The following is a 13872-nucleotide window of genomic DNA, read 5'->3' as shown; positions in this document are numbered from 1 at the left end:
GGCTCAGCCACGGCGGACGGCGGAGCCGTCATGACGACGTGCACCTCGTCCCCGGGCGACACCCCCTTCTCCGCCCGTCCCGCGATCGTCCCCCTCGTCACCCTCGGGATCATCGACCAGCACCACGTGATCGGCGCAGACCGCGAAACCGTGCTGTCGGTGACATGCAACGGCACACCCCTCGCACTCCGACCACTTCCCCCCCTTCCTTGACGGCAGGCGCAGGCTCTACGCCTTCGACCTCCCTGGCCGGACCGGTGGACGGGTCACGGTGACCGTCAGCCGCCCGCACGCCATCGCCACGGAACACGTGACGCTCCTCTGGCATCGCGCCAAGAGCCGCCCGTCATGCGACTGACGCGGCACATGACCGTTTTGCCGCCGCCGTCCAGCACTGGAAGCGCGTTCTCGCTGTTCAGGGTCTTGTCGCCACCCCCGTTGCCTGGTCTTCTGTACGCCCGGTGAGCAAATGGCGCCTTGCCTCACCCCGGTCTGCCCGCAGCCCGGGGAGGCAAGGCCTGTGGGAAAGGCGACAACGTGGACTCAGTGGCTGGGCAGGACGTGCGGAGGCCGCTGCCCGAAGGGCTGGCCGGGGCGATACACGAGACCGCCGAGGAGATCGCCGCGCTGCTGCGGACCGATGCCGACATGGAACGCCGCATTCCAGGGGCGGAGTGGAGCGTCGGCGAGGCGGCGGCACATCTGGCCCTGGCCAACGAGCTGATGGCGGAGCTGGCGGCGGGACATGCGCGCTCCTACGGGGACGGCACACCGCAGAGCCTCGCCGAGGCCAACGAGCGGTCGCTGGCGGCGTTCGGGGAGCGGAAGGCCGAACCCTTGGCGGCGATGATCGTCAAACATGCCGATGCCTGTGTGAAGGCGCTGGAGGAAGGGGCGATGGAGGGGCCCGTCGTCACTCCGCTGGGCTCGATGAGTCCCCTGGAGCTGGGGTCGTACCTCCTCACGCACATGCTCGGCCACGGCTACGACCTCGCCCGCGCGCTGGGCCGGCCGCACATGCTCGACCGGGACCGGGTCGCCCTGACGATGCCGTTCATGCTCACCGCGATGCCGAGGGTGACCGATCCGCTCCGTACGGCCGGTATGAACGCCCGCTACGCCATACGGCTGTGGGGCCGCGGCGGATTCGGTGTGACGCTGACCGACGGCTTGGTGACCGTCGACGAGCAGCCGCCGGCCAGGCCGGACTGCACCATCTCCATCGAGCCGGTCACCTTCCTCCTGATGGCGCTCGGGCGCCAGGGACAAGTGAGTCCCATCGCCCGTGGCCGCATTCTCGTCCGGGGCCGCAAGCCCTGGCTCGCACCCCGCTTTCCCGGCCTCTTCACCGCGCCCTGAGCACGCGGAACGTCCTCCTCGGCGGTCCCGAGGAATTCGGCGTGCTCCGGAGGGGGTCAGCCCAGGGTCAGCCGAGCTTGCGGTCGAGGTTGAAGGCGGCGCTGATCAGGGCGAGGTGGGTGAAGGCCTGCGGGAAGTTGCCGCACTGCTCACCGGTGTGGCCGATCTCCTCCGCGTAGAGGCCGAGGTGGTTGGCGTACGTGAGCATCTTCTCGAAGGCGAGCCGGGCCTCGTCGAGCCGGCCCGCGCGGGTGAGTGCCTCGACGTACCAGAAGGAGCAGATCGAGAACGTGCCCTCCTCGCCCTTGAGGCCGTCGGGGCTCGCCTGCGGGTCGTAGCGGTAGACCAGGGAGTCGGAGACCAGGTCCTCTCCCAGGGCGTCGAGGGTGGCGAGCCATTTCGGGTCGGTCGGGGAGATGAACTTCCCGAGCGGCATCATCAGCAGCGACGCGTCGAGGATGTCGCTGTTCTCGGTCTGGGTGAATGCGTTGCGGGCGGTGGACCAGCCCTGGCCCATGATCCGCCGGTAGATCGTGTCGCGGACCGCGCTCCAGCGGATGATGTCGGCGGGCAGGCCGCGGTGCCGGGCCAGCCGCATGGCCCGTTCGATGGCCACCCAGCACATGAGCCGGGAGTAGAGGAACGGTTTGCGGCCCCCTCGGGTCTCCCACACCCCCTCGTCGGGCTGATCCCAGTTGTCGCACACCCAGTCGACGAGCCCGCTGACGGTGTCCCAGTGCGCGCTGGACAGCGGCTGCCCCCACTTGTCGTAGAGGTAGAGGCAATCGATCAGGGCGCCGTAGATGTCGAGCTGGAGCTGGCCGACAGCGCCGTTACCGATGCGTACGGGAGCGGATCCGCGATAGCCCTCGAGGTGGGGCAGCTCGCGTTCGGGCAGGTCACGACGCCCGTCGATGCCGTACATGATCTGCAGCGGGCCGTCCGGTCCGACCTTCTCGGGGAGGTCGCTCTGGACGTGCTCGGCGAGGAAGCCCATGAAGGCCTCGGCCTCGTCGGTGAAGCCCAGACGGAGCATCGCGTACACGCAGAACGCGGCATCGCGGATCCACACATAGCGGTAGTCCCAGTTGCGCTCGCCGCCGATCCTTTCCGGCAGGCTCGTGGTGGGCGCGGCGATGATGGCGCCGGTGGGGGCGTACGTGAGCAGTTTCAGCGTCAGGGCGGAGCGGTGCACCATCTCCCGCCAGCGACCGCGGTACCGCGACTGGGACAGCCAGTGCCGCCAGTAGCGCACGGTGGCGTTGAAGTCCCGCTCGGCCTCCGTGACGGCACAGAACCGCGGAAGCGTCTCGTCGTCGATCTGGTCGAGGGTGAAGACCGCGGTCTCCCCCTCGTGCAGCTTGAACAGCGACCATACGTCCTGACCGGCCACCTCGATCGGCACCGTGGACGTCAGGGCCAGCTTGAGCGCGGGTGAGGCGAAGACAGCCTGGCCGGAGTCCACGCGCACGGTGTGCGGGACCGTCCCGTACTCGAAGCGGGGGGCGACCCGCGCGCGGAAGGGCAGCGTTCCGCGGACACACACCACACGGCGGATCAGACGGTGCCGCGCGGACTCGCGCGAGTCGTCGAGGACCGGCATGAAGTCCTGGATCTCACCGACCCCGTCGTCCGCGAAGAACCGGGTGATCAGCACGTTCGTGTCGGGAAAGTAGAACTGCTTCGTACGCGCCGGGACGTCGGCGGCGAGTTCGAAACAACCACCGCGGTCGGCGTCCAGGATCGAGGCGAAGACGCTGGGCGCGTCGAAGCGCGGGCAGCAGTACCAGTCGATGGTGCCGTTCGTGCCGACCAGGGCCGCGCTGCGCAGGTCGCCGATCAGACCGTGGTCGGCGATGGGCAGATAGCGGGGAGAGCCGGCGCCACGGGGTCCACCGGGCGCACCACGGGTCTCGTCGTTCACCCTGGCCTCAGGAGTCACGTCAGCCATTCCGGCCTCCTCTGGGCCTTCGCCCGAGCCTCCCCCTCGGCTCCAGGCTAACCAGTTATCCGAGGTCCGGGGCGTTCGCAGATGCGGGGGCCCGGGGCTTCATGGACTCCGCGGCCCGGGGCTTCATACATCCCGGGGCCCGGGGCTTCACCCGTCCCGGGCCCCGGGAGGATCGTGCAATTCCCGGTCCCGCTCTCGGTCGACCGGGATCCGGGGTGTTCACGCATCCCGGACATCCGGCCGCTCGGAAACCTGGCTCTTCGCCATTCGGACACCTGGCCGACTGCTCAGACACCGGCGGCTCGGCTATCAGCCACTCGGGCACTTGGCCAAATCGCCCCATCGACCCCTCGCCCCATCGACCCCTCGCCCCATCGGCCCCTCGGGCGATGGCATCAGTGCTTCAGGACGACCTTGGCGGCCACGATGATCAGTCCGAGAAACAGGTTGACGAAGCCCTCGGCGACGATCAGCCCGCGGGAGGCACCGGCGCGGGCGGCTCCGAGACACGCCCACATGACCTGCTGGGCCACCGCGATGCCCAGGGCGATCCACAGGCCCGTGTTCACACTCATGCCGAACACCGCGGTGAGAGCCACGGCGGCGGCGGGAAGGGTGGCGGCCTCGACGATCGACCACTCATGCCCACCGATCCGGCGGATCTCCCGCCAGGACCAGGGCTGACCGACCATGCGTTCCCCGGCGATCTGCGCGTAGACATGGGTCGCCCAGAAGACCAGGCCGGTGATCATCAGCAGTACGACGGCCTCGAGCCGCGGGTACTCCCCTCCCGTTCCGGCCGTGGCCACCACGGAGGCGGCCAGGATCGAGCCGTAGATGGCGCCCGCGTAGTCGGTTCGATGACCGGCCGGCCGGTCCGCACTGTCTCCACGCTCAGGTGGAACGCTGGAGCCACTCACCAGTTCAAGATAGGCAGGGGGCGACCACCACGCCCGCCGAGTGGTCCGTCCGCCCCAGGTCGGTCACTGAGCTGTCTCGGTCGGGTTCGTGAATGCGGGTACAGCTCCGGCGGCTGCCGGAGCCGACACGTCACGCTCGACGTACCTGACTCCTCCCGGCGTCGCCCCTGAGCGGATCATCACATCGTCTCCGAGCTCCACCGGGTTCCCGTTCGATCGCAGCCGAGCCCCGCTCAATGTCTGTACGCCGCCCACGTCCTGAGATAACGTCACCTCGCCCACCATGATTGAATCGTTTCAATCGGTCGAGGAATGAGGCGTCATGCCGTCGAACAGCACTTCCGAGAACGCCCCGCAGTCCGGTCTTCCCCGGCGAACGGTCATCGCCGCAGGGGCCGGGGCACTGGCCCTGTCCGCCGCCGGCCTCTCCGCCACGGTGACCGCGTCCGCCGCCGAGAGATCGGCGGGCGCGGCGACCCCCTCGACCGCGCCCCGCTCCGGAACGGGCTGGCAGCGCTACGTACAGGCTCCGGCATCGCGTGCGGTGCAGCCCGTGAGCGTCATCGCCTCCACCGGAGATGTCGACAGCCCCGAGGGCCTGCTGCAACCCGGCGGCCCGCGGACGGTCCTGCGGCGCCCCCAGCCCGCGGCGGCCCCACGCTGGCCCGCCGGAACCGTGGCCGAGGCCTCCTCCGCTCACGCGGGCAACAACGGCAACGACGGACAACCGCGCACCTACGACGCCCGGAACGCCATCGACGGGGATCCTGACACCTTCTGGAACGACGACACACTGGGCGTGTTTCCCGACACCCTGACCATCACGCTTCCGGCGGCGCGCGAACTGTCGGGCATCACGCTGATCTCCAACAGCGACGGCGTCCCCACCGGCTTCACGGTCGACGTGTGGCAGAACGGCGCGTGGCAGACCGCGGCCACGATCGTGGACAACGATGTCATCCAGCGCGCCGTGCCGTTCGCGGCCAAGGTGTCCACCACCAAGGTCCGCATCACGGTGACGGGTGTCCAGGACACTCCGCGAGGGGCCTTCACCCGGGTCAACGAGGTGTGGCCGGAGCCCGTCGCGGCGGTGGTGACACCCAGTGTCACGGTGGACTTCGGGAAAGTCGTCGTGGGATATCCGCGCATCCGCTTCACCTCCGCGTCGGACAACTCCCCCGGCGTGCGGCTCGCGTTCTCCGAGACCCGGCAGTTCCTGACCGACCGCTCCGACTTCACACGCTCCGACCAGTCCGGCGGGGCGGGCCAGGGAACCGACCAGTTCGCCGTACCGGCCGCGGGCGCGGACTGGACCGACCACAAGGGCTTCCAGGCGGGCGACAAGGTCTACGCGGACGGACTGCACGGCTTCCGCTATCTCAGGATCACACTCGACGCGCTGGCGGGCGACGCGCCTGCCGCTCAGCCGTGGGGAACCGTCGAGATCGACTCCGTCGGCCTCGACTTCAGCGCCTATCTGGGCACACCGAGCACCTACCGCGGATGGTTCCTGTGCTCCGACGAGGACCTCAACCGCTACTGGTACGGAGCCTCGTACACCAATGAGCTGGTCACCGACACCTTCCGCCAGGACGACGTCGACCCGCGCAACGCCTGGAGCCCCTCCCTCGAAGGAAAGCCGGTGCTGCACGACGGCGCCAAACGCGACCGGGACCCCTACGTCGGTGACTTGGCGGTGTCCGCGCGCACCCTCTATCTGACGCATGACGACGCGGCCGCCGCCGCACGCAACGTCCTGGCCGACCTCGCCGACCATCAGCGTGCCGACGGCTGGATCCCTCCCGCCTCCATCTCCGGTTACGCACTCCCCCTGTTCGACTATCCGCTGTGGTGGGTGACGTGCAGTTGGGACTATGTGCTCTACACGGGGGACCGCTCCTACGCGAACCGCTACTATCCGAACCTGGTGAAGGTGCTCGACACCTGGTGCCCGAGTGTCACCGACAGCGCCGGACTCCTGAGCAAGGGTCTCAACGGCACGGGGGGCTACGGCGATTACGCCTTCCTGGACCGCACCGGACGCATCACCTACTACAACGCCAACTACGTACAGGCCCTCAACGACGCCACCCTGCTGGCGCGTTGGCTGGGGCGTGAGGGGGACGCGGCCCGCTGGACCCAGCGGGCCGCGTCGGTGAAGGACGCCATCAACGCCCATCTGTGGGACGCGGCCGCCGGCGCCTACCTCGACTCCGCGACCGGACCCGTCAGGCACGCGCAGGACGGCAACGCGATCGCCATCACGGCGGGCGTCGCCGACAGCGGACGCGCCGCATCGGCCCTGGCCCATCTCGACGCCACCACACAACGGCCCTACGGCAACGCGTTCATGGACAACGACACCATCTTCGGCGATGCCTCACAGCGCGTGTACGCCTTCACCTCGTACCCCGAGATCGTGGCACGCTTCGAGGCCGGCCGGGCGGAGTCCGCCGTCGACCAGATCCGGCGCACGTACGGCTGGATGGACAGCCACGACCCCGGCATCACCAACTGGGAGGGCATCGGTCCCGGCGGATCGTTGTACGAGGGCGCCTACACCAGCATGGCGCACGGCTGGTCCACGGGCGTCCTCCCGGCGTTGACGCACCAACTGCTGGGCGCCGTGCCGACATCCCCCGGATACGCCACCTGGGAGGTACGGCCGCATCCCGGCGGGATCGCCTGGGCCCAAGGACAACTGCCCACACCACAGGGCCCTTTGGAGGTCTCGTGGGAGAACGGCGCGCAGGTCTTCGCGTTGACCGTCCATGTGCCCTCGGGAACCCGAGGTGCGGTCGCGTTCCCGATGGACAGTCGTGCCGTGACGGTGCGAAAGGGCGGGCGCGTGCTCTGGGGCGGGCACCGGGCGTCGGCCGGCAGTGGCGTCCGGGTCACCGGCGGCCGGATCACGGTCACCGGCTTGCGCGCGGGCACCCACACCTTCTCCGCCGTTCGGCACGCCTGAGAGGTGGCGTGGGAGGCGCGATCGGGCCGATCGGGCAGGGGGCCGGGAAGGGCGTTCGTCCGCCCGCCGTGGTCGGTGACGGCGCACCTGCCGCGTTCCGCCGCCTCACCTGACGCACCGGGCGCGGGGCCGACTGCCGGCCGTCCCCGCGCCCACGGGTGTTCGTGCCCCGTCAGCTCCTGTCACCCGAGGCCCCATGACATCCCTTCCGCATGAGATCCCTTCCGCGTCGGCACGTGGACCCGCACGCGCACGCTCCGCCCGTGAACGTCAGGGAGCCTCGCCACCGTCACGGTGCTGTCGGCCGCCGGTCGGGCGGAAGCACGCCGTGACCGTCTTCCCGTGCCGCTGACACTTCATGGCCCACTCGTCGGCCAGCATCCGCACGATGCCGACCCCCCGGCCGGACACCGCGCCCGGCTCGGGGTCGCGCTGGAGCGGAAGCGTGGAGTCCTCGTCGTGGACACTCACCTGCAGGCAGTCGCCGTCCCAGGTGAGAACGAGATGCGCGTCGCTGTGAGCGTGGATGTGGGCGTTGGTCAGCAGTTCGGACACCGTCAGCACGACGGCGTCCACCGTCTCGGGTTCCTCGGCCGTCCACGCCAGGGATTCCAGGTGCCCACGGGTCCAGCGCCGCCCGGCGCTCACCCCTCCGGAGACCGGGAACGAGTGTGCCCAGCCCATCGCCCTGACCGCCATCGCCCGACCTCGCTCCCGATCGCGTCGTCCGTGCCCTCTCGTACTGGCCGGGTACCCGGAAGCGGCCCGCGCAGTCGGCCCACCGCCGACGCGGCCGATACAGCGCGGCAACGCTCCGTGCGCACCGCGTCGATGGGTTCAGGACACCGGTTCAGGATGAGTTCGGACAGGGCGTCACGCGCTCGGCGCGAGGCCCCGCCGACACCCGGGGGAGTCAATCCGGCACCACAACCCAAGCTCCCCTTTGGGGCGAACCAGCACGCGAAGGGAACAACAGGCCAACGGTGTCCGTACTATCTGTAAGCCGGGGCATACGCATCAAGTGCGGCCGCCCAGCCACGCAGCCGGTCAACAGGAACACGCCCCGCCCTCCGGCACCTTCCCGATGTGTTCATGTGGCGACCGCGCACCGAAGAGAGGTCTCCATCGTGCCCGACACCAAGACTCCCACCGAACTGACATCGCAGTACACCGCTCAGGTGGTCGGCGACCTGGAGCGCAACGCCAAGGAGCAGGACCGCATCGGTGCGGAAATCGACGCCCTGCAGGAGCAGTTGAGCGCTCTGCGGCACGACCACGCCGTCCTCACCAATCTGCAGCAGGCACTGGGGGCCGCGGGCACGCCCGTCGAGGCCGGTCCCGAGCCGACATCGGCGTCCTCGGTGCCCCGCCAGAAGACTCCCGGCAAGTCCGCCGACGGCAAGCGCACGCGGACCAAGAAGGCAGACGTCGTGAAGGAGACAGCGGCGCGGACGCCGGCGGCCAAGAAGCCCGCGCCCAAGGCCGTCTCGGCTCAGCCCACGCTCATCGACCTCATCCGCCGCTACCTCACGGAACAGCGGGAACCGCGGTCCGCCGCGGAGGTGTCGACGGCACTCGGCCAGACCCACCCCGACCGTCGCATCCAGACCAACGTCGTCCGGACCACGCTCGAGAACCTCGTGGCCAAGAGCCATGCCCACCGCGCCAAGCAGGGAAGTTCCGTGTTCTACACGGCCATCGGTGCTCAGGAGCCGTCCGCGTCGGCACCGAGCGCGGACCGGCCGACGGAGTCGCAGGCAGTGGCGACCGGCAACTGAACCCGTCAACCTCGTTTCCTGGCACGGTACGTGGACATGAACTCCGAGGCCGTGGACGGAACGGTAGGGGGCTCGGGACGGCTGCCCATGTGTCCGGCGCGGCTCCGCGCCGAACACCTTGATGTGCCCACTCCCGGAGGTGGTCTCCGCCCCTTCGAGGACTGGGTGACGTCCGGTGCCACGGCCGCGGCGTCGGCGCCGCGGCCCGCCGCCGGCACGGCGAGCCGGTCCGGCGCCGGGATCCCGCACATCCCGGCGGCTCGGCTCACCACCGCGGCCGAGCGCCGCGCGAGGAGCTCCGACAGACGGGCACGTCCTGGCTCCGGGTGCCGTACGCCGGAACGTCGCTCAAGCCGTCACCTTGGCGATGAACGCGGCCAGGTTCCGCACGGTCCGCTGGATCTTCTCCTCCAGGGTCAAGGACTCACGGAGCCGGCCTCCGACGCCCGCGTCCTTCTTTCCGCGCACGTACAACGAGCAGGCGAGGTCGCTGCACAGATAGGCGCCGACCGAGTTGCCCTGCTGTCCGGCCTTCCCCGCCCTGGGCGCGACCATCAGGGAGACCCCGCCGGTGTGGGTCGTCACGCACATCGAGCACATGCTGCGCCGCAACTGGCCTGACGTCGCGCTGGGGCAGCGGAGCTGGAGTGCCTTCGGACCGCCGTCCAGTTCGGCCACGATGTACGCGCGGTCCGGCGCCTGCGGGTCCCGCCAGCCGAGGTAGTCCAGGTCGTCCCAGGGCCGGTCGGCCAGGTCGCGCGGGACGGAGAGGCGCTTCGCCTCACCCTTGGTGCAGTTCACGAACGCGGCACGGATCTCTTGCTCGGTCAACGGCTTCATATAGCTCACCGTAATTTGCCTAAAGGTATTAGGCAAATGCATAATCGACTACGCCAAAGGAGAGGAAGGACATGGTTCGCGCGGGACTGAACGCCGAGCGCCTGACGCGGGCGGGGGCTGAGCTGGCCGACGAGGTCGGCTTCGACCAGGTGACCGTGTCGGCCGTGGCCAGGCGGTTCGACGTCAAGGTCGCGAGCCTGTACTCGCATGTGAAGAGCTCCCACGATCTCAAGACCAGGATCGCCCTGCTCGCTCTGGACGAACTCGCCGAGAGAGGGGCCGCCGCGCTGGCCGGGCGGGCCGGCAAGGACGCCCTGACCGCCTTCGCGAACGTCTACCGCGACTACGCCCGGGAACACCCCGGCCGCTACGCCGCCGCACAGCTCAGGCTCGACCCGGAGACGGCGGCGGCGAGTGCCGGGGTCAAGCACGCGCGGATGATGCGAGCGATCCTGCGCGGCTACGACCTGACGGAACCGGACGAGACCCACGCGGTCCGGATGCTGGGCAGTGTGTTCCACGGCTATGTCAGCCTGGAGATGGGCGGAGGCTTCAGCCACAGCGCGCCCGACTCGCAGGAAAGCTGGTCGCGTGTCCTGGACGCCCTCGACGCGCTGCTGCGGAACTGGCCCGCACCCTGAGAGCGGCTCCTCCATCGGCGCCGGATCGCCGGCGCCCCGGCGTCTTTCCGGTCCTGTGCCGGACACCGCCGACTCTGCCGGTGTCCGGCACAGGACCATCCGCCGTGCTCCCCTGCCGACATCGTGCATCGCGGTACGGGAGGTGCGCATTGCCGGTTCCCGGCAGTGTTGCCTACGCTCTGCGTGCCGGTCGCCGCTAAGAAGTCGTCACCGGGCCGTCAAGAAACCGGGGGACGAAGTGATGGAACGGCAGATACCCGAACAGTATCTGGAGGGCTATGCCCGGATACTGTCCGATGTCTCCGTCACCGGCAGGCGCCTCACCCGGGACGAGATCGAGTCCCGGCGAGCCCTGGGCGAACGGGCCGCCGACGCCGGTCACGGCCTGCCCGCCCTCGTCAGTGCCCATCTCTCCGCGGCCCGTGCCGCCTGGCCCGCCTCACCCGCTTCGGCCGACTGCACGCTCGCCGCGGTCCAACAGGTCATCGACGCCTTCGCCGAGGGCTACGGGCGGGCCCAGTTCCTCGCCGTACGCAAGGAGGAGGCCGCCCGCCGCGAGTTCATCGACGACCTCCTCCACGGGCGCAGCGACCTGGGCCGCCTCGCCGAGCGCGCGGAACGCTTCGGTCTGCGGCTCTCCCACGCGCACACCGTCGCCGTGGCGGAGGGCCCCGTCGCCTACGACGAGTCGGCGCCCGTCCCCCGCCGGGTGGAGCAGGCCCTCATCGCCCGCTTCGGCGACCGCAACATCCTGTTCACCACGAAGGACGGCCGGATGCTGTGCGTCGCGCCCGGCGAACAGGAGGATGTCCTGACCCACTTCGCCCGGCAGGCGCACGCGGCGACCGACGGCGGACATGTGGCCATCGGCCGGCCCCAGCCCGGCCCCGGCGGTGTCGTCCAGTCCTACGAGGAGGCGCTGAACACCCTCGAACTCGCCGAGCGGCTGGGCCTGGACGCCCCCGTGCTGCGCGCCGCGGACCTGCTCGTCTACCCCGTTCTCACCCGGGACCGCCAGGCGATGGCCGACCTGGTCCTGGCCGCGCTCGGCCCGCTCACCGGCGCCCGCGGCGGCGCCCAACCGCTCCTGGACACCCTCACCGCGTACTTCGACACCGGCTGCGTCGCCGCCGCGGCGGCCCGCCGGCTCTCCTTGAGCGTGCGCGCCCTGACGTACCGCCTCGAACGCATCCACCAACTCACCGGGGCCGACCCCGCCGACCCCGCGCAGCGCTACATGCTGCAGACCGCGGTCATCGGTGCCCGGTTGCTGGACTGGCCCGCGCGGAGTCTGTGACTCAGCGGTAGTCGGGGTTCGGCGCGTCGGAACGGCAGCCCGCGTCCCATTGCGAACGCTGGTTGCCGTGGGCCGGAATGCCACCGGACCGCTTCAGCAGGGCCGCCATGTGCATCAGGTTCCAGGTCATGAAGGTGGTGTTGCGGTTGGTGAAGTCGTTCTCCGGGCCGCCCGAACCGGGGTCGAGATACGACGGACCGGGACCCGCCGGACCGATCCAGCCGGCGTCGGCCTGCGGCGGGATGGTGTAGCCGAGGTGCTGGAGGCTGTAGAGGAGGTTCATCGCGCAGTGCTTCACGCCGTCCTCGTTGCCGGTGATCAGACAGCCGCCCACCCGACCGTAATAGGCGTACTGTCCCGCGGAGTTGAGCAGTCCCGAACCGCTGTAGAGCCGCTCGACGACCTGTTTGGTGACCGAACTGTTGTCGCCGAGCCAGATCGGGCCCGCGAGAACGAGGATGTCCGCGGCCATCACCCGCTCCTGGATGGCCGGCCACTCGTCCGTGGCGAAGCCGTGTTCGGTCATGTCCGGGTAGACGCCCGGAGCGATGTCGTGGTCGACGGCGCGCACCTCCTCGACCGTGACTCCCTGTGCTTCCATGATCTGGCTGCTCTTGTCGACCAGTCCCTGGGTGTGGCTCTGCTGGGGTGCCGGTTTGAGGGTGCAGTTGATGAACAGCGCGCGCAGGTCGTCGAAGCGGTACGCGTCGTCGGCTGCCGGGGTCGACGGTGACTCGGTCACGGGGGGACTCCTTCGTGCGGGGCCGCGGTGGTGGGGCCGGGACACGGGACGACTCGGCGTCGGCCCGCTGGTCGGTTGATCAGGAACAGCGTCTCCCGCGCACCCCGGCTTGTCCCGAACGACGCACGGGCGCGCGTCACGCAGGACGCGCGTCGGGGTGTCACGCGCCCGCGCGGGTGTCAGCCGTACGCCGTACGCCGCGTGTCCCGTGCCCTCTGGTGTACGCCCCTGCGGTGTGCGCCGTGCGAGAGGCCGGCCGCCGGTCCCGCGACGGCCCCGACCGACCCGGCTCGCGGGCCGCGACCCGTCCGGAACCCGTCCCTCGTCGCCGCCATCACCCCCGCGCCGGAGCACTAGGGTGGTGATCGTGACGACTGAACGATGGGCACTCGGCGGCGACTTGAGCGTCGCGCGAATCGGCTACGGCACGATGAAGCTGACCGGTTGGCCGAGAGGCGACCAGCCGGACCGGGACACCGCACTGGGAATTCTGCGCCGTGCCGTGGAACTCGGGGTGAACCACATCGACACCTCGTACTACTACGCACGCGACGGAGTGTCGGCGAACGAGCTGATCCGGGAGGCCCTGTACCCCTACCCGGACGACCTGGTGATCGTGACCAAGGTGGGCGCACTGGTCGAGGGCGCCGACATCGCCCTTCCGGCGGCCGAGAAGACCGGTCTCACCGCCGGCAATCTGCGCCGTGGCATCGAGGCGAACCTCCGCTCGCTGGGCCTGGACCGGATGGACGTGGTGAACCTGCGGCTGGGTGATGTCGACGGGTCCGGGGCGCCGTCCTTGGCCGAGCCGCTGGAAGCGCTGCTGGCGCTGCGCGACGAGGGCCTGATCCGGCATCTGGGCATCTCCAACATCACGGCGGACCAATTCGCCGAGGCCCGCAAGATCGCGCCGATCGCCTGCGTCCAGAACCTCTACAACCTGTCCCAGCGCGACGACGACCCCCTCGTCGACGCCTGCGCGGAAGCCGGCGTCGCCTACGTCCCCTTCTTCCCGGTCGGCGGATTCCAGCCCGTGACCGCCGAGCACCTGGAGTCCGTCGCCGCCCGCCACCGGGCGACCACCCCTCAGGTGGCCCTGGCCTGGCTGCTGGCCCGATCGCCCAACATCCTCCTGATCCCCGGCACCGGTTCCCTGGCCCACCTGGAGGAGAACATCGCCGCCGGAGCACTGGAACTGAGCGCCGAGGACCTCGCCGAGCTGGGGTAGCCGCGTGCCTTTCCGGAGAACCGGGTCGGACGCCGTGGACGAGGCTCCGCATGCCGACGGGGCGGACGACGCCTCGCCCGGAGCCGTCACGACGGTCCGGGACCGTTGACGGCCGCCGGTGTGACGCGGATGACGGCGGTCGGGCGAC

Annotated in this window: 11 protein-coding genes; 6 read left to right on the top strand and 5 right to left on the bottom strand. The window is 70.1% G+C overall.

Annotated elements, in window-relative coordinates; translation table 11 throughout:
• Window positions 1-537: 537 nt before the first annotated feature.
• Window positions 538-1359 carry a maleylpyruvate isomerase family mycothiol-dependent enzyme gene (locus ACIQRL_RS26905; protein ID WP_401336170.1) on the top strand — a complete coding sequence of 274 codons (822 nt, stop codon included), beginning with the start codon at window positions 538-540 and terminating at the stop codon, window positions 1357-1359.
• A 67-nt stretch (window positions 1360-1426) separates the two neighbouring features.
• On the opposite strand, the gene ACIQRL_RS26900 is transcribed toward ACIQRL_RS26905, so the two are convergent.
• Together ACIQRL_RS26900 and ACIQRL_RS26895 are read right to left on the bottom strand one after the other, a co-directional pair.
• The gene (locus ACIQRL_RS26900; RefSeq protein WP_401336167.1) at window positions 1427-3310 is read right to left on the bottom strand and encodes a glycoside hydrolase family 15 protein; all 1884 of its coding nucleotides are present in this window, start codon (window positions 3308-3310) and stop codon (window positions 1427-1429) included.
• Window positions 3311-3705: 395 nt separating this feature from the next.
• Window positions 3706-4230 (bottom strand): hypothetical protein, encoded by a 525-nt coding sequence (locus tag ACIQRL_RS26895; protein WP_401336165.1) that lies wholly within the window; start codon window positions 4228-4230, stop codon window positions 3706-3708.
• A 322-nt stretch (window positions 4231-4552) separates the two neighbouring features.
• On the opposite strand from ACIQRL_RS26895, the gene ACIQRL_RS26890 reads away from it, so the two are divergent.
• On the top strand, window positions 4553-7198 hold the full coding sequence (locus ACIQRL_RS26890; protein ID WP_401336163.1) for an alpha-L-rhamnosidase C-terminal domain-containing protein: 2646 nt from the start codon (window positions 4553-4555) through the stop codon (window positions 7196-7198).
• 270 nt (window positions 7199-7468) lie between these two features.
• Here the strand turns inward: ACIQRL_RS26890 and ACIQRL_RS26885 are convergent, their stop codons facing one another.
• Window positions 7469-7897 carry an ATP-binding protein gene (locus tag ACIQRL_RS26885; protein WP_401336160.1) on the bottom strand — a complete coding sequence of 143 codons (429 nt, stop codon included), beginning with the start codon at window positions 7895-7897 and terminating at the stop codon, window positions 7469-7471.
• Window positions 7898-8325: 428 nt separating this feature from the next.
• On the opposite strand from ACIQRL_RS26885, the gene ACIQRL_RS26880 reads away from it, so the two are divergent.
• Complete coding sequence (locus ACIQRL_RS26880) at window positions 8326-8976, top strand: hypothetical protein (protein WP_401336158.1); 651 nt, start codon at window positions 8326-8328, stop codon at window positions 8974-8976.
• A 348-nt stretch (window positions 8977-9324) separates the two neighbouring features.
• Here ACIQRL_RS26880 and ACIQRL_RS26875 read toward each other — a convergent pair whose 3' ends face one another.
• Entirely contained in the window at window positions 9325-9816 is a 492-nt protein-coding gene (locus ACIQRL_RS26875) for an FBP domain-containing protein (protein WP_401336156.1), read from the bottom strand.
• A 71-nt stretch (window positions 9817-9887) separates the two neighbouring features.
• Between ACIQRL_RS26875 and ACIQRL_RS26870 the strand changes: the two genes are divergently transcribed.
• Window positions 9888-10457: a TetR/AcrR family transcriptional regulator gene (locus tag ACIQRL_RS26870; RefSeq protein ID WP_401336154.1), complete on the top strand. Its 570-nt coding sequence runs from the start codon at window positions 9888-9890 to the stop codon at window positions 10455-10457.
• A 238-nt stretch (window positions 10458-10695) separates the two neighbouring features.
• Window positions 10696-11754, top strand: coding sequence for a PucR family transcriptional regulator (locus ACIQRL_RS26865; RefSeq protein WP_401336151.1), 1059 nt, complete (start codon window positions 10696-10698; stop codon window positions 11752-11754).
• Window position 11755: 1 nt separating this feature from the next.
• Here the strand turns inward: ACIQRL_RS26865 and ACIQRL_RS26860 are convergent, their stop codons facing one another.
• Entirely contained in the window at window positions 11756-12496 is a 741-nt protein-coding gene (locus ACIQRL_RS26860) for a flavodoxin family protein (protein ID WP_401336148.1), read from the bottom strand.
• Between the two features lie 367 nt (window positions 12497-12863).
• Between ACIQRL_RS26860 and ACIQRL_RS26855 the strand changes: the two genes are divergently transcribed.
• Window positions 12864-13724 (top strand): oxidoreductase, encoded by an 861-nt coding sequence (locus tag ACIQRL_RS26855; RefSeq protein WP_401336147.1) that lies wholly within the window; start codon window positions 12864-12866, stop codon window positions 13722-13724.
• The last annotated feature ends 148 nt before the right edge of the window (window positions 13725-13872 follow it).

The organism is Streptomyces sp. NPDC091209, from assembly GCF_044757755.1.
Taxonomy (GTDB): domain Bacteria; phylum Actinomycetota; class Actinomycetes; order Streptomycetales; family Streptomycetaceae; genus Streptomyces.
Note: the sequence above shows the minus strand (reverse complement) of the source record. Positions and strands in the feature narration are given on the sequence as shown.

Coding starts and splice junctions, on each gene's coding strand:
- ACIQRL_RS26900 (WP_401336167.1), bottom strand. CDS start 3,310: ATGGCTGACGTGACTCCTGAGGCCAGGGTGAACGACGAGACCCGTGGT.
- ACIQRL_RS26890 (WP_401336163.1), top strand. CDS start 4,553: ATGCCGTCGAACAGCACTTCCGAGAACGCCCCGCAGTCCGGTCTTCCC.
- ACIQRL_RS26885 (WP_401336160.1), bottom strand. CDS start 7,897: ATGGCGGTCAGGGCGATGGGCTGGGCACACTCGTTCCCGGTCTCCGGA.
- ACIQRL_RS26875 (WP_401336156.1), bottom strand. CDS start 9,816: ATGAAGCCGTTGACCGAGCAAGAGATCCGTGCCGCGTTCGTGAACTGC.
- ACIQRL_RS26870 (WP_401336154.1), top strand. CDS start 9,888: ATGGTTCGCGCGGGACTGAACGCCGAGCGCCTGACGCGGGCGGGGGCT.